Genomic DNA, 16,335 nt, shown 5'->3' with positions numbered 1-16,335 from the left:
CCTCTATTCTACTATTTTCTAACTAGCTAACGACTATGCCCAGTAAGCCTTTTTCTTGTTCCAATCTTCTTTCTCCGCCTACCGAGCTATTGCCATGGTTAACGGTCGATGGCTCGTTGACTGCCGTGCTAGAAATCAAAGCAGGGCAGCCGCTGCGTGTAGAGCGCACCTTTGAAGGGTATCGGTCGATGTCGTTGATACAAAAACGACAGCTAGGTGTACAAGGTGTGATGCTGGCTCGCCCTATGCTGGCTTGGGTGCGTGAGGTAGAGCTGTATGGCAATGATGAGCAGCCATGGGTAAAAGCACAAAGTATTTTTCCCATTTCTAGTCTGACAGGTCGGGCACGTCGCCTACAACAACTTAAAGGTACACCTATCGGCTACGTATTATTTAAACGCAGTCGTACTTTGCCAAACCAACGCTTTATCCAACAGACAAGTGAGGGCTGGCAACGGCAGACGCGATATGATTGGTATGGTCGAAAATTAATGATTAGCGAAATATTTTTGCCTGCGTTTACATCTAGTGAAACGTAAAAAATTTTTATGGCTATATAAACATAAAAAACCGTAGGGTAAGGGATGTATAGTGAGTAAATCCTTTATTCTATTGGCTATTTATCTATATTATATCGCCATTTAATTTGCTCATCTTAAGGTGAGCTTTTTTGCGCTCTTCACACAAATTTTCATGTTACACTTACGCTTTCGCGATGATGTCGATGCAAATGTATATCGATTTTATTGACGGATCGGTCAAGTTAATGGCAGGTCAATTGCCTGCGTTTATTCTTATTTTAATTATTGCTGATAGACTTATTCACAATTATGGTCATACCATAAACAGCATGCAAAAACAGAGTGTGCAGAAGTATCAAATATACTTCGGACGACGTTAACGCAGTAGTTGTCTTATTGTGGGCAGGCTATAAGCTTTTTTTTAATGATACTTCCAACGACAGTCACTACTTAGGACATTACTATGTTTAAAGATATTTCTATCAAAGCGTTTGATCCCGTACTTGCTGAAGCGATGGCTGCAGAAAGCGTTCGTCAAGAAAATCATATCGAATTGATTGCCTCTGAAAACTACTGCTCACAAGCAGTGATGGAAGCACAAGGCACTGATCTAACCAACAAATACGCTGAAGGCTATCCTGGTAAGCGTTACTACGGTGGTTGTGAGCATGTCGACGTGATTGAGCAATTGGCCATTGATCGTGCAAAAGAGTTGTTCGGTGCTGAATACGTGAACGTCCAGCCGCATTCAGGTAGTCAAGCAAACTCTGCGGTATTCTTAGCATTGCTAGAAGCCAATGATACGGTACTTGGCATGAGCCTAGATGCTGGCGGTCACTTGACGCATGGCGCGCACATTAACTTCTCAGGTCTGAACTACAATGCGGTACAGTACGGATTGGTAGAAGGCACAGGTCTTATCGACTATGATCAAGTAGATGCGCTAGCACGTGAACACAAGCCAAAAATGATCATTGCTGGTTTTTCAGCGTATTCACAAGTGGTTGATTGGCAGCGTTTCCGTGACATCGCTGACGAAGTCGGCGCTTACCTATTAGTAGATATGGCGCACGTTGCTGGTCTGGTCGCTGGTGGCGTATACCCAAGTCCAGTACCTTTCGCTGATGTCGTGACTACTACAACGCATAAAACCCTACGTGGCCCGCGTTCAGGTCTGATCTTGGCTCGTGATGAAGTGTTGGCTAAGAAGCTAAATTCAGCGGTATTCCCAGGCAACCAAGGTGGCCCATTGATGCATGTTATCGCTGCAAAAGCGGTTTGCTTCAAAGAAGCGCTAGAAAATAACTTCAAAACGTATCAGCAGCAAGTGGTTAAAAACGCGCAAGCTATGGCAAAAGTCATCCAAGATCGTGGCTATGAGATCATTTCTGGTGGTACTGAAAACCATCTGATGCTAATCAGCCTAGTGAAGCAAGAAATGACGGGTAAAGAAGCAGACAAATGGCTTGGCGATGCACACATCACGGTCAATAAAAACGCCGTACCAAACGATCCAAAATCTCCATTTGTGACCTCTGGTATTCGTATTGGTACGCCAGCGATTACCACTCGTGGCTTCAACGAAGCGCAAGCGGGTGATTTGGCAGGCTGGATCTGTGACGTGCTAGATAGCCGTGGTGATGAAGCTGTGGCGACTGAAGTACGCGGTAAAGTAGAAGCAATCTGTAAAGAGTTACCTGTTTATGAGAAAAACCAGTAATAATTAATTGGCTTTAACTCACACTGTGTCCAATAAAAAACCGCTTAGTATTTGCTAGGCGGTTTTTATTTTTTAATAAAAGGAGTATTTGATGACGCTACGAATCCATGCGCTATACCATGTCGATTTTGAAGAGCTTAGCTATATTAAACAGTGGGCGGATAATAAAGGCCATCATATTACGGTGACGCGCTTTTATGAAAATGATCCGCTGCCCGCTCAAGGCAGTTTTGATTGGTTGATTATCATGGGTGGTCCAATGAGCATTCATGATGAGAATGACTTCCCTTGGCTGGCCGATGAAAAAGCTTTCATTCATCAAAGTATTGACGCAGGTAAAACGGTGATCGGTGTTTGTTTAGGAGCACAGTTGATAGCAGACAGTTTGGGAGCAAAAGTTGCGCCATCAGGCATAAAAGAGGTGGGTTGGCTACCCATTCAATTGACCAAACAAGGCTCGGAGCATCCTTTACTAACAGACCTACCAAAAGATGAATTCACTGTATTTCATTGGCATGGTGATGGCTTTGATTGTCCCAAAGGCGCGACGCCAATCGCAACGTCACATGCTTGGGCAAATCAAGGTTTTATTTATCAAACACCCAAGCACAAAGAGTTAGGCACTTGGGTGATGGGCTGGCAATGTCATTTTGAAGTCACTGAAAAAAGTATGATAGATATGGTGGCGCACGGACAGGACTATATACAAGATGCCATAATTGATTATCCTGACTCTGTTCAATCAGGTAATGAGATAATAGCGTTGGGTGATAAGTATATTAAAGATAACAACGCATGGCTTTCAACAATGCTAAACAACTTGGCAAGATGACGCTAATGAGTTGTGAAGAGAGAATTCTTAGTCTAAAAGCATGGGAAGCATGACAGAAAAGTAAGTGACTTAAGATTGAAAAACAAAAAAACCGCTCAGCGTTTGCTAGGCGGTTTTTTTTGGATACTTTCATATTAAGTCGATTAAAACCCTAACCCCCAAGCTGACTTAAGCCTAACGCCATAATCAGACCAATAGCGGCACTAATACCCGCCCAATGATTGTCGCGTTTAAACGCTGTCGGAAATACTTCGGTCGCAAGTGAGGCAATGACAGCGCCCGCTGCAAAGCAATTGATGGCACTTAGTATGCTTTTATCGACGTCCGCAAGCAGCATTTTACCTAAGATAGCAGCAAGTGATAATAAGATCGCTGCTCCAATCCAAAGCATTAATATCTTCTTATGACTGTTACCAGCTTTACGCATCTCTTTTGCGCCACCTGCGGCTTCTGGAAGGTTGGACAGCAAAATAGAACCAGCTAAAGCAGCGACTTGCATCACGTTCCCACTAATTAGTGATACGCCTAGCGCTAAGTTTTCAGGCACACCGTCGAGCGTAATAGCAGCCAGTAAGCCTGCGCCACCTTTAGAGTTTAGTTTTTCATCAATCAAGTAATCAACACCTGCAAACACCAAAGCGCCCAGTAAAGTAAAAGCCGCTGTGAGCCAGATACCACTATCAGCAAGGGAGGGCTGTACCAGCTCTATCACGACCGATATCATCAGCGCACCGCCAGCGATTGCTAATAAATTGCCTTCTAACCAAGCTGGCAGGTGACCATACAAACCCCAAAGCGCGCCTACGATAAGCGCGCCTGAGACCACGACAATAATTGCAAACATCAACATAATTGGCCCTTATTTTTTAGCTACGGTACTAATAACGCTTAATCGTTTTTCTGTCATTATAATTTGAGTAATGACGATAGAACGGGTCATCTCTAATCGGTTTAATTAAAGGTTTGTGCAAAACAAAACCCCAATCATCTATGAGATAATTGGGGCTTATTATGTATCACGAAAGCGGATACAAAGTCAGGTGATTTTACATGAATGGCAACTTCGTAAATATCTGCAATACCGTGGCGTTAACGATATCAACGAAGAAAGCACCAACCATCGGCACAATCAGAAACGCTTTAGGTGAGGGCAAATAACGGTCAGTAACGGCCTGCATATTGGCAATCGCCGTTGGTGTCGCGCCCATACCAAACCCACAATGTCCTGCTGACAAGACAGCCGCATCATAATCTTTGCCCATGACTTTGAAGGTAATAAAGTAGACATAAATGATCATGATAACTGTTTGTACGAGCAAGATTACCAGTACAGGGCCTGCCAAATCAGTCAACTGCCACAGTTTTAAAGACAATAGCGCCATGGCCAAAAACAGACTCAAAGAAGCATTACCGAACACATCAATAGACCGATCAAACATATCAAAATTAAATACAGTCGTTAAGACATTGCGAATAATAACACCACCTGCCAGTGCCCAAACGAAGGTAGGCAGCTCAAACCATGTGCCTTCAGCCACAAGCGTCATAACTTCAGCAAAAGCCAACGCGCCTGCAAACAACGCCAATGTCTCAATAGTAGAAGAGGCCGTAATAAAGCGCATACTATCAGGTCTTTCAAAAATCTCTTTATTACTGTGTGCTGAGTCTTCATCGTGCTTGGTACTATAAAGTGATTGCGCGTTTGCAACCTTTTCGATGTCGCTAGGATTTGGATTAGCAGGGGTTGGTTTTAGACCAAGGTTTTGAATCAAACGCTTTGCTACTGGTCCACCGATAATACCACCAGCGACCAGACCATAAGTGGCCACTGCGATACCAAGCGTCGTTGCGCCAACCACGCCATATTCTTGTTCTAAAGTAATGCCCCATGCACCAGCCGTACCATGACCACCCGTCAGAGCGATAGAACCTGTTACCAATCCAAGTAACGGATCAAGACCCAGTACGCTTGCCATAGCGACACCAACGATGTCTTGCAATACAATGAAGACCGACACCACAATCGTAAAGATCAATAACGGTGTTCCACCTGCTTTTAATCGACTGAAATCAGCACTCAAACCGATAGAAGCAAAGAACATTAGCATCGTCGCTGTCTGTAAACCTTGATGAAAGTTAAAACTGTATCCCCAAACGATATTGAGAACATAAACCACAATGGCTGCAACCAAACCACCAGCGACCGGTTCTGGAATGTTGAAGTCTTCTAGGAACTTAATTCTTCTTACTAAAACGCGCCCAAGTAGTAGCACTAAGGTGGCCAGTATCAGCGTGTAATAGCCGTTTAAGGTAATTTCCATATGTTAATCCTTTCTATACAAATGAATTAACCCGCATTCGGGATAAATATGGCTTTATCTCGAATTCAGGTTGATATGATGATTCGCAGTTAAGCCGTTTTTGTCAGATTAAACGTTGTCCGCGGCTGGCATAATAACCCACAATTGCGGCTTACCAAAATCTCTGTAAGCATCTTCAATGATGCGCTTAAAAGTATTAAAATCTTCAGTATTGATTGTTTCTACCGTTGCTAGATTCAGCGTTAGGTAAGACACAGAGCTGTCTGTTAGGCAGTCCCATGCGCTATCCCAATTGGGCGAAAAGTAGCTAGGAAAATCACAAGCATGAGCCAAATTTGTTAATAAAGTGGTTTTATCTAATGTCTTGTTTACAGGTATGTTAACAGCCTGTGCCAAAATGCTAGCACTTAGTGCTGTACCTTTTTGGTTAATGTGGTTTTGATCAAGAAAATTTTGACTAATATAATAAATGGCTTGGCTCATTTTATTTCACCTGTAATCTGCGGAAACTTTCGTAATGATCAACGGTTAGATAGTAGACAGTTGGAGGGTTGCCACCAGTGACGATACGCCGCGCACCGCGATGTGACAAGCCAGGGGTAGGGACTGTGTATTCCCGATAATAGCCTTGCGACTGTGCGGGTAGTTTGCCTTCGCGATTATAAAAGGTCGTGCCGTCTTTTTGCAGATACGGAAATGGGCCGCCTTGCTGAATCAGCGTAAGGGTTTTGTCTACTTGCGCATCACCCGTGACATTAAGAGTAGACGCTTGGGCCGAGGTTTCAGAGAATGATTGTGATACCGTAGGTTTAGCACTATCAGTAAAGAGAGGTGATGTTAAATCCCCAAAGACATACACGGCAACCGCGATAACCGCCATGATAATAAATAAAGTAGATACAACGCTCTTTTTGGGTTGCTCATGGCGGCGAGTGCTTAGATCGTCTTGAGAGTAATGCTTGCCTTGAAAGTACTGATTTCGGGTATTAGGGCTGAATGCATGCTGAGGAGGGGCGACGTCAATATCCTCTAGTATACTTAAGGAAGAGGAGGTGACTTCTGTGGCCCTTAACTGGTTTTTAGCATTGCGTTCACTATTAAAGTATACCTGTTGACCAATAGAGATAGGATGCGATAAGCGCACATTACTCACGTGAAAAAATACGTCTTCACTTTGGTTGTCTACCTCGATAAATCCATAGCCTTTTTCTTGATACCAGCGCTTAATTTTGCCACTCTGCATGGGCCCCGTTTCCTATAAAATCGTCTATGACGATGCAAAAAATAATAATAGCACTGTCAAATATATCGAGCGCTAATAAAAAAACGCCAGCGATTGGGCTGACGTTTTTTTATCAATTATACTGTAAATTAGACGCTATATGGTAGGTTACCAGCCAAATGACAGCGGTAGTAGGTTAAGCACGCGTCTCACCATGACCGTAAACAATCCATTTTTGTGATGTGAGACCCTCAAGACCAACAGGGCCACGAGCATGGATTTTGTCAGTTGAAATGCCAATCTCTGCACCCAATCCGTACTCAAAACCATCCGCGAAACGGCTAGAGGCGTTGATCATCACGCTTGCAGAATCCACTTCACGAATGAAGCGCTGAGACTTGGTATAGTTGTCAGTAATAATGACATCCGTATGATGACTGCCATGAGTATTAATGTGCTCAATGGCCTCATCAATACCTGATACGACTTTGACAGCCAAGATAGGCGCTAAGTACTCAGTATCCCAATCTTCGGCAGTCGCTGCCGATAAATGACCTTTTAGGGCGGCATTGTCATTTAAAATGGCTTGGGATTTGTCGTCAAGGCGCAGTTGCATAGCATCATCAGCCGCAATAATCGCTTCAGCAATTTTTGGCAATAGGTCATCGGCAACTGACGCATCAACCAACAGCGTCTCCATCGTGTTACAAGTACCATAGCGGTGCGTTTTTGCATTGACGCTAACCTTGATAGCGATTTGGGCATCTGCATCACTATCGATGAAGGTATGGCAATTGCCATCCAAATGCTTAATGACAGGCACACGCGCGTCACGGCTGATACGTTCAATCAGACCTTTACCACCACGTGGTACGATAACGTCGACATAATCAGTCATGGTAATCAGCTCGCCGACAGCTGCGCGATCAGTCGTTTGCAAGACTTGCACAATGTGCTCAGACAAACCGACTTTTTGTAAGCCTTCCAAGATACACTTGGCAATCGCTTGGTTTGATTCAAACGCTTCTGAACCGCCTCGTAAAATAATGGCGTTGCCCGATTTTAGTGCCAGTGATGCTGCCTCTAACGTCACATTAGGACGCGACTCATAGATCATACCAACCACGCCAAGTGGTACGCGCATTTTTCCCAAATGAATGCCTGATGGCTGATAAGTCATGTCAGTAACTTCACCAATAGGGTCTGGTAATGCCGCCACATCCTTTAAACCTTGGAGCATGCCATCAAAACGCGCGTCGTTTAGTTCAAGACGATCAAGTAACGCAGCATCTAAATCGTTGCTTTGACCTTTATCCATATCAATTTTATTGGCAGATAAGATATCTTGTTTCGCCTCTTTTAACACATCGTGAATCGCCATTAGCGCTGAGTTTTTGTCACCCGTATTGGCAGCAGCGAGCGCACGTGAAGCAGCTCGGGCCTGTTTGCCAACAGATTGCATATAAGTGGTCACGTCTGTGGTATTCGCTTGGCTCATAAATTATTTTCCTTATATAGTGATTGGTATTTTGAATATAAAAAAGTGCCTAAAGGCAAAAATGTAACAAAAAGAAGATTCGGATGCCTATAAGACATTATGCTATTTAACATAGAGGAGATTGGCACGATAGTAAAGATGGTTTTGTGAACAACCGCCTCTCATAGGAGGTAATTATTCTCCTTTTTACACTTATCTTATCCGTTTTGTCTTTGACTTCCCTATGATGTCACAATATAGACAATATCCGTTGCATCGTTACGAGCCTTAACAGAACTGAGGTGTAACTACTAAGGTAGCCTTGAATAATCATGAGTATAGTTAGGAACTAATACAACGAGAGAAAGCTATTAATCGCTACTTGTAAAGTAATTAACAATGAAGTATCAGTGATAAGTATCAATGATTACGAATGGAGAATAAAAATGGTTATTAAAAATAGCAGTAGCAAAAAAAGCTGGTTAACGGTTGGACTGGTCGCAGCAGCCTTAACCTTAGGGGCTTGTGGTAAAAAAGATGAGGCGCCAATGGAAACAGATTCATCTGTTGATGCTCAAACCACAGTAGAAGATGAAGCCACTGGCGTTGCGACAGCAAGTGATGATGTGGCTGTCGCTAGTTCCAATGAGGCCAGCACAGATGATGTGGCGGTGGCAAGCGCCAACGATGAAGTTACCGTAGGTGCTGATGACAAAGAAATGCTCGATGGCACTGAAGATTCAGAGCATGTCTCGACCTACTAAGTCATCGCTCAGATAACGTCACGTCTAGTAGATTTAAATGATAAAATGAAGCTCAAAGCTGTCAATACAGTTTGGGCTTTTTTTGTTTTGGTCGTTTAAGGAGGCATATGTGTTTCGTTGACCGACCGAGCTTACACAAGATTTGCCTTTTTACCGCTGAATAAGAGACAATATGACATTTTACTTTTTGTCTTGTCAGTCATAGCGGTATTGCCATAATGCTATGGTTGACAGTTATACTATATAAGACAAATCTGTATACGACATATCTGTCTCTTTTTTATTGACGTTTTCATTCATATTTATTGGAAGTCTGCTAAACCATGCTTGATACTGCAAAAAATCCGACTCGGCCTATCGCCTTAGATTTACAAGACGTCCATAAAAGCTACGGCTCACTCGCAGTGCTAAAAGGGGTGTCACTCACTGCATACGATGGTGATGTTATCTCTATTTTGGGCTCATCTGGCTCAGGCAAATCCACTTTGCTGCGCTGCATCAATTTGCTCGAAAAGCCGAATCAAGGTCGTATTATTATCGGTAATGACGAGCTGATTTTGAAACCTGCTAAATCAGGCGAATTGCAAGCAGCGGACATAAAACAGTTAGAGAGCTTGCGTGCTCGTGTCGGGTTTGTCTTTCAGAACTTTAACTTATGGCCGCATAAAACGATTTTGCAAAATATCATTGAAGGGCCAACGCAAGTCCTAAAAATCAAAAAAGCCCAAGCCATTAGTGATGCAGAAAAACTGCTCGATAAAGTGGGTCTATTGGATAAAAAAGACGCTTATCCAGCGAACCTATCTGGTGGTCAACGCCAGCGTGTCGCCATTGCTCGAGCGCTTGCCATGCAGCCACAAGTCCTCTTGTTTGATGAGCCGACCTCAGCGCTAGACCCTGAGCTGGTCAATGAGGTACTGGCTGTCATGCGCGAGTTGGCAGAAGAAGGCCGCACCATGCTGATTGTTACTCATGAGATGCGTTTTGCTCGAGAAGTATCCAGCAAAGTCGTTTTCTTACATCAAGGCGTGATTGAAGAGATTGGTACTCCTGAGCAAGTATTTGATAATCCTACCTCTGAGCGTGTCAAAGACTTTATGGCGTCACATCGTCAGAACTAGTCTTATACTCAAAAACCAGTATTCAAAAACATAGGATGATAAAAATTTTATCATCCTAACGTCTTATAGAACCCATCAATAAATACTTCATAAGTCGCACTCACTGTTTATTACACTTTAATGACAGTTGGTATGCAAAATGTTTGTTTTTGATATTTGAGTCAGGTATTATCAGAAAGCTTACCGACAGCTAGTCATAGTAAGTTTCGGTATATTCTACGCTCTATATTGCTTGTCTGGCAGGGACGTCAGAAAACAAAATATCAGAACCTCGTATTAAAACCCATCAGAATTTAAGGAATATATGATGTCGAATTCTCGCCTATTGTGGTCATCGATGACTATTACCGCTGCGTTGATGCTGAGTGCTTGTAGTCAACCCGCTAATGATGCTACGGATGCCAGCGCTGATCCAGCGGCAGCAGACACGTCTGGCAAGACCATTCGTATTGCTACCGAGGGCGCTTACCCTCCTTTTAACTATACCAATGCTGATGGCAGCTTGGCAGGTTATGATATAGACGTCGCCAACGCTTTGTGTGATCAGATGCAAGCCAAGTGTGAAATCGTTGCTCAAGATTGGGATGGTATTATTCCTGGACTGCTGGCACAAAAATATGACGCGGTTGTGGCTGGCATGTCGATCACGCCTGAACGCCAAGAAAAGGTGGATTTTACCGAACCTTACTTCGCCAACACCATGGTTTGGTTGACCAGTACCGACGGCAAATTTGATCCTATGGCGATTAGCAATTTAACACTTGGCGGTCAACGTTCAACCACGCCTGGTGCGTATCTGCAAGACAACTATGAAGGCAAAAACGGTAATACCGTGCAGTTGTATGACAATTATGACAATGCTTATCTAGATCTGAAGTCTGGTCGTAGTGATGCTGTATTGGCAGAAAAAGTATCTGCAAAATCATGGTTGGCAGACAACCCTGAAGGCTTCGGTATTGTTGGCGATGAAATCGACAACGACGATAATATTGCCATTGCTGTTCGTAAAGGTGATGCCCTCAGAGACGACTTTAATAAAGCGCTCAGTGAAATCCGTAGTAATGGTGAACTGGCACGTCTTGAGCAAGCAAACTTTGGTCAATAACTCTCTATTGGTCCATAATCTTCTGATTGAAAAATGAAGGAATAGCAAACATGACAATATCCATGACATCATCTCTAAAACATAAATCTCTAAAAAGCAAAGCGTTTTGGCTGGCACCACTCAGTGCTGCGGTATTAATGCTGGCAGGCTGTAACAACAGCTCAGCTCCAGAAGAGGGTGCTGCTGCTGATACGCAAGCTGATGCGCCGTTGAATATAAAAATAGCCACCGAATCAAGCTACAAGCCATTTAGCTATACAGATGCTGATGGCAAATTGATTGGCTACGAAATCGAGCTGGTTGACGCTCTGTGTGCGCAGATGCAGGCAAAGTGTGATGTTATCTCTCAAGATTGGGATGGCTTGATTCCAGGACTAAATGCACAGAAATTTGATGCCGTTATCGCTGGTATGACCATTACTCCTGAACGTCAAGAAGTCGTAGAATTCAGCGACCCGTATTTTCATACCGGTATTATTTTGATCGGTAAAAAAGGTGATGACGTCAGTGTGGCAGATCTGAAAGGTCAGCCTATCGCATCACAGCGTTCAACCGTTGCTTCACAATACTTGCAAGATGAGCATGCTGATGCTGATATCAAGCTCTATGATACCCAAGACAATGCGTATCTGGATCTGACATCAGGTCGTGTACGTGCCATGATGTCCGATAAAGTCACAGGTATGGACTGGTTGAAAACTGATGCTGGTAAAGATTATGAAATAAAAGGCCAAGAAATCATTACTGACCAAGATGCGATGGGCATTGCGTTCCGTAAAGGCGATCCACTGATTGCCAAGTTCAACAAAGCTTTGGCTGAGCTAAAAGAAAAAGGGACTTACGATCAAATCACAGGTAGTTATTTCGGCACCAGCTCAACTGCCGCGGCACAAAAGGCAGCCGCAACGGCAGGCGTAGAAAAAGCGGTAGTGGTTGAAGGGGACGACACCAATGTTGATACCAATGCTGTTATCGCTAATGAAGAGCAAGCAGAAGCAGCGACCAATTAATATCGTAGCCTTTGAACAAAGCAACTTTAAATGATGAGCAGATCTGGCAATGCGTACATCGCATTGCCATTTTATAATGTGAAGCGTTATTTTTATTGGTAAATATCAAGGATGATCATGAGCGTTCATTTTGACCACTATGCTGTAACCAAAAAATCTATAACCAAAAAAGCAGCAGTTGCTACAGATATAAAGGCACGACATTTACCTTTGTCGTTAGCCACAATGATGTTGGTATTCGCTTTGACAGGTTGCGGTAATGGTCAAAATGATACGACTGATACAGCGACTCAGAATAAAGCAGCATCAGGCGACGTATTGCGTATCGCTACCGAAGGCGCGTATGCACCTTTTAACTATACCAATTCTGATGGCACGCTTGGCGGTTTTGATGTCGATATTGCCAATGCGTTATGTGCTGATATGAAAATGACTTGTGATATCACGTCACAAGATTGGGACGGTATCATTCCCGGTCTAAAAGCGGGTAAGTACGATGCGATTGTGGCTGCCATGTCAGTGACACCTGAGCGCGCGCAACAAGTAAGTTTTACGGAGCCGTATTTTAGTAACACACTGGTTTTTTTGGCCAAAAAAGACAGTAGTTTTGATCCTAGCAAGAGTGAGGACATCAATTCGCACTCTATTGCTGCTCAGCGCTCAACCATCTCTTCACAATGGCTTGAAAAGGCATACCCAAAAGCGGAAATGAAGCTTTATGATACCCTAAGTAATGCGTTTTTGGATTTGGGCTCAAATCGGGTTGATGCGATGGTTTCTGATAAGTTGCCAGCGTTAGAGTGGCTGGGCACCAAATCAGGCAGTGCTTATGCGCTTAAAGGTGAAGAGATCGATATCAATGATAATTTTGCCATTGCTGTACGTCCAAACGATGCATTACAAGCGAAGCTCAATCAGGCATTGGCCAATATCAAGGCTGATGGCACCTATGATAAAATTCATCAAAAGTATTTTGCAATTCCAAAAACAAATGCAGCAGAAAATACAGCGACAGAAAAACCTGCTGAATAGGTAATAGCTGTCTTGTACCAAGACAATAATGAGTACGCTGCTACCTATATTTGTTTTAAAGAAGATATTGTCTCAAAGGCAGTATCTTTTTTTATGGGTCATCAAAACGCTTCGATTCTGCCGTAATGACGGCTTGATTTTTGTGAATATGACGGATTCAACTCACTTTTAGGCGCATAAGTACCTATTTAGACACAGCTTTTACGCGTGAGTATTAACATAGCGCGTAGTGATTATGATAAAATCAGCGCTCATTTCTACCGTGTCAATTTTCGCAGCAGTCATCGTATTGATTTGACGTCAATTTATGACGCATAAGACCACCATATGATGGGTTTAAAATACGACTGTCAGCAGCGCTCAGCCATTGATGCTGATTCTTTTAACTCATATTTTGCAAATTGCTAATATAAAGAGACTGAGTGGATAATTGTGTTTGATTTACAAGGATTTGGCGCGCTATTACTAAGCGGCGCTACCGTCACCATCAAACTTGCCGTGACCAGTTTGGTCATTGGTATGGTTTTGGGACTACTCGGTGCCACAGCTAAGCTGTCAAATATTTGGCTGCTGCGTAAGATTGCGACTGTGTATACGGCGACAATGCGCGGTATTCCAGAGCTGTTATTGGTACTGTTTATCTATTATGGCGGCTCTATACTGCTGATGACACTGCTCAAAAAATTCGGCTATAACGAATATATCGAGATCAGTGCATTCTGGGGCGGCGTCATGGCGTTGTCTATCGCTTTTGGTGCTTATGCGACCGAAATTTTTCGTATGTCGATTCAAGAGATTCCGATAGGGCAGAGTGAGGCGGCGCAAGCGATTGGTATGCGTCCTTTGCAAACGTTTTATCGTATTACTTTACCGCAAGTGTGGCAGATTGCCTTACCGGGTTTGGGTAACTTGTTTTTGGTATTGCTAAAAGATACGGCATTGGTATCGGTCGTGGGTCTAAAAGACATTATGTATCAGTCATCGCGTGCCGCTCAGTCAACGCAGCAGCCATTTACGTTTTATATGGCAGCCGCGATTATTTATTTGGGTTTGACCATGTTGATTACCGGTTTTATGATGTGGCTTGAGTGGCGCGCCAATCCAGCGGCACGCTATGCCAAAAAAATAAGCCGTCAATCAACTCACAGTCAATCGACCATAGGATAGAGGAGAGATACTATGGATTGGAATTGGCAGGTCATTTTCGATAATATTCCTGAGCTGTTGAATGGCGCGGTTTTGACCGTACAGCTGGTCGTGCTTTCAGGCGTGATTGGACTGTTTTTCGGTTTGGTTTTGGCACAGCTGCGTCTGTCAAAAAACTGGTTGGTACAGATACTACCGTTTTCTTACATCTTCTTTTTCCGTGGCACACCGCTACTGGTACAGATATTTTTAATTTACTATGGTTTGGGGCAGTTTGAAGCCGTACGTAATTCGTTCTTGTGGGAACCTGTGCTGAGCCAAGCGTATTGGTGTGCCATTATTGCGTTTACCATGAATACCAGTGCGTACTTAGCCGAAATCATTCGCGGTGCGATTCAGACGATTCCTGTTGGTGAGCTAGAAGCTGCTGATGCTATTGGTATGTCAAAATGGCAAAAGCTCACGCGCATCACGTTACCTCGCGCCTTTGGTATCGTGATTCCTGCCTATAGTAACGAAGTGATTTTTATGCTTAAGGGCAGTGCGCTGGCATCCACCATTGCATTGATGGATATTACAGGGGTTGCTCGTACCATTAGTGCGCGTACTTATACCTTGATGGAGTTATTCTTCGCGGCTGGTGTGATCTACCTTCTATTATCATGGGTGATATTATTTAGCTTTAGATTGTTTGAAAAAAGAATGAATCGCCATGCAAGCTATGTACCACCAGATGTGATTACCAACACCATACCTTAGTGGTTGGGATAAAAATAGTATTAAAAAATGTACGAAATAGCGGGTTAATATTCATATATTAACCCGTTATTTTTTTTGTTGGACTGCAATTTATCTCATTTTTATGATCATTTTTAAAATGAAGACAAGCCCTAGAAAAATAGAGAAAGATAGTGCAGTATGTATGATCAACCTATCCATAATCTGCTATGAGCGCCTAATATGAGTCAACCACCACATATGTCTTTAGTCGATGCCATTACTGATAACGTCAATGCTGATACGAGCACTACCAATACCAATATCAATGACAACGTACGTGCTTCTATCGGTAAAGTAGTCTGCGTTGGTCGCAACTATGCTGAGCATGCTCGCGAACTTGGTAATGAAGTGCCAAAATCGCCTATATTGTTTATGAAACCTGCCTCCGCAGTCGTCAGTGTACGTCATGATATTGTTCGCCCCAATCCTGAGATATATGGCGACACGCATTATGAAGCGGAGCTTTGTATTCAACTGTCAGCGGATTTGTCTGCTGCAACTGCTGAGCAAGCAAAGCAAGCGATTGGTGGGGTGACGTTGGGGCTTGATTTAACCTTACGTGACCTGCAAAGTAAGCTGAAAGAAAAAGGTCATCCGTGGGAGCGTGCTAAGTGTTTTGATGGGGCGTGCGTGCTTGCTGATTGGCTCAAGCCAGAATCTTTTGGTGATTTTAGTCAAGTAAATTACCAACTCACTATCAATGATGAGCTAAAGCAAGATGGCGATAGTGCGATGATGCTGTTTTCAGTTTATGAGCTACTGGCAGAGATTAGCCACGCTTTTAGCTTGCAGGCAGGGGATGTGATTATGACTGGAACGCCAAGCGGCGTTGGTATTTTACAAGCGAATGATAAATTAAAATTAACGCTTGGGGCGCACAAATGGCAGGTAAATGTTCGCTAAGTTGGTTGTATCAGAACTGCGTTATCTTTTTGGTATAAATACATCCTATAGTCAGTTCGACATACAATCGATACGTTGAGATTACGTGCGACTGGTATGAATTTTTCGTAGCCTCTGTGTTAGCAGCACGCAAGGAAAATTTATACCAGTCGCACTGTTTCGATTTTAAAGTCAATCGACGATACAAAAGTCCCAGCGCTTGCTTGGGATTTTTTTATGCTAAAAATTTATCCTTATACGACATTTAGATAGATTCACCATAAAATTTCAACGTACTGTCACAAACCAGCAGTAAACTTGGACGTAATTCGTACTTTAGCGGTCAAAAATTTTAGCCGCATTTATCTTTTTACGCCAATCCAGCCAACTGCAAGGTGACTG

General features: G+C 43.3%; 16 protein-coding genes. 11 read left to right on the top strand and 5 right to left on the bottom strand.

Going from position 1 to position 16,335, the window contains the following annotated elements:
* Positions 1-35 precede the first annotated feature (35 nt).
* The 3 genes from CIK80_RS05485 (at position 36) to CIK80_RS05470 (ending at position 3,073) form a co-directional block, all read left to right on the top strand.
* Positions 36-539, top strand: a complete 504-nt coding sequence (locus CIK80_RS05485) for a chorismate lyase (protein WP_095569146.1) — start codon at positions 36-38, stop codon at positions 537-539.
* Between the two features lie 445 nt (positions 540-984).
* On the top strand, positions 985-2,241 hold the full coding sequence (gene glyA / locus CIK80_RS05475) for a serine hydroxymethyltransferase (RefSeq protein WP_095569144.1): 1,257 nt from the start codon (positions 985-987) through the stop codon (positions 2,239-2,241).
* Between the two features lie 91 nt (positions 2,242-2,332).
* On the top strand, positions 2,333-3,073 hold the full coding sequence (locus CIK80_RS05470; RefSeq protein ID WP_095569143.1) for a type 1 glutamine amidotransferase: 741 nt from the start codon (positions 2,333-2,335) through the stop codon (positions 3,071-3,073).
* Positions 3,074-3,224: 151 nt separating this feature from the next.
* Here CIK80_RS05470 and CIK80_RS05465 read toward each other — a convergent pair whose 3' ends face one another.
* From CIK80_RS05465 to CIK80_RS05445, 5 genes are all read right to left on the bottom strand, one after another.
* Positions 3,225-3,923: a zinc transporter gene (locus CIK80_RS05465; RefSeq protein WP_095569142.1), complete on the bottom strand. Its 699-nt coding sequence runs from the start codon at positions 3,921-3,923 to the stop codon at positions 3,225-3,227.
* 196 nt (positions 3,924-4,119) lie between these two features.
* On the bottom strand, positions 4,120-5,394 hold the full coding sequence (gltS, locus tag CIK80_RS05460; RefSeq protein ID WP_062843763.1) for a sodium/glutamate symporter: 1,275 nt from the start codon (positions 5,392-5,394) through the stop codon (positions 4,120-4,122).
* Between the two features lie 108 nt (positions 5,395-5,502).
* On the bottom strand, positions 5,503-5,877 hold the full coding sequence (locus CIK80_RS05455; RefSeq protein WP_095569141.1) for a barstar family protein: 375 nt from the start codon (positions 5,875-5,877) through the stop codon (positions 5,503-5,505).
* A 1-nt stretch (position 5,878) separates the two neighbouring features.
* Positions 5,879-6,637 (bottom strand): ribonuclease domain-containing protein, encoded by a 759-nt coding sequence (locus tag CIK80_RS05450; RefSeq protein WP_095569140.1) that lies wholly within the window; start codon positions 6,635-6,637, stop codon positions 5,879-5,881.
* A gap of 175 nt (positions 6,638-6,812) precedes the next feature.
* Positions 6,813-8,114 carry a glutamate-5-semialdehyde dehydrogenase gene (locus CIK80_RS05445; RefSeq protein WP_095569139.1) on the bottom strand — a complete coding sequence of 434 codons (1,302 nt, stop codon included), beginning with the start codon at positions 8,112-8,114 and terminating at the stop codon, positions 6,813-6,815.
* 425 nt (positions 8,115-8,539) lie between these two features.
* Here CIK80_RS05445 and CIK80_RS05440 point away from each other — a divergent pair, with 425 nt between their 5' ends.
* The 8 genes from CIK80_RS05440 to CIK80_RS05405 all read left to right on the top strand — a co-directional run bounded on the left by CIK80_RS05440 (position 8,540) and on the right by CIK80_RS05405 (position 15,954).
* Positions 8,540-8,857, top strand: a complete 318-nt coding sequence (locus tag CIK80_RS05440; RefSeq protein ID WP_095569138.1) for a hypothetical protein — start codon at positions 8,540-8,542, stop codon at positions 8,855-8,857.
* Between the two features lie 323 nt (positions 8,858-9,180).
* Positions 9,181-9,978 (top strand): ATP-binding cassette domain-containing protein, encoded by a 798-nt coding sequence (locus CIK80_RS05435; protein ID WP_062843768.1) that lies wholly within the window; start codon positions 9,181-9,183, stop codon positions 9,976-9,978.
* Positions 9,979-10,282: 304 nt separating this feature from the next.
* On the top strand, positions 10,283-11,083 hold the full coding sequence (locus CIK80_RS05430; RefSeq protein WP_179288327.1) for a transporter substrate-binding domain-containing protein: 801 nt from the start codon (positions 10,283-10,285) through the stop codon (positions 11,081-11,083).
* 50 nt (positions 11,084-11,133) lie between these two features.
* Positions 11,134-12,093, top strand: coding sequence for a transporter substrate-binding domain-containing protein (locus CIK80_RS05425; RefSeq protein WP_095569137.1), 960 nt, complete (start codon positions 11,134-11,136; stop codon positions 12,091-12,093).
* A gap of 225 nt (positions 12,094-12,318) precedes the next feature.
* Positions 12,319-13,125 carry an ABC transporter substrate-binding protein gene (locus CIK80_RS05420; protein WP_095569537.1) on the top strand — a complete coding sequence of 269 codons (807 nt, stop codon included), beginning with the start codon at positions 12,319-12,321 and terminating at the stop codon, positions 13,123-13,125.
* A 432-nt stretch (positions 13,126-13,557) separates the two neighbouring features.
* The gene (locus CIK80_RS05415; RefSeq protein ID WP_062843771.1) at positions 13,558-14,292 is read left to right on the top strand and encodes an ABC transporter permease; all 735 of its coding nucleotides are present in this window, start codon (positions 13,558-13,560) and stop codon (positions 14,290-14,292) included.
* A 12-nt stretch (positions 14,293-14,304) separates the two neighbouring features.
* Entirely contained in the window at positions 14,305-15,030 is a 726-nt protein-coding gene (locus CIK80_RS05410) for an ABC transporter permease (protein WP_095569136.1), read from the top strand.
* Between the two features lie 201 nt (positions 15,031-15,231).
* The gene (locus tag CIK80_RS05405; protein WP_095569135.1) at positions 15,232-15,954 is read left to right on the top strand and encodes a fumarylacetoacetate hydrolase family protein; all 723 of its coding nucleotides are present in this window, start codon (positions 15,232-15,234) and stop codon (positions 15,952-15,954) included.
* The last annotated feature ends 381 nt before the right edge of the window (positions 15,955-16,335 follow it).

The organism is Psychrobacter sp. JB193 (genome assembly GCF_002285555.1).
GTDB lineage: Bacteria > Pseudomonadota > Gammaproteobacteria > Pseudomonadales > Moraxellaceae > Psychrobacter > Psychrobacter alimentarius.
This window is presented reverse-complemented; position numbering and strand designations above follow the sequence as displayed.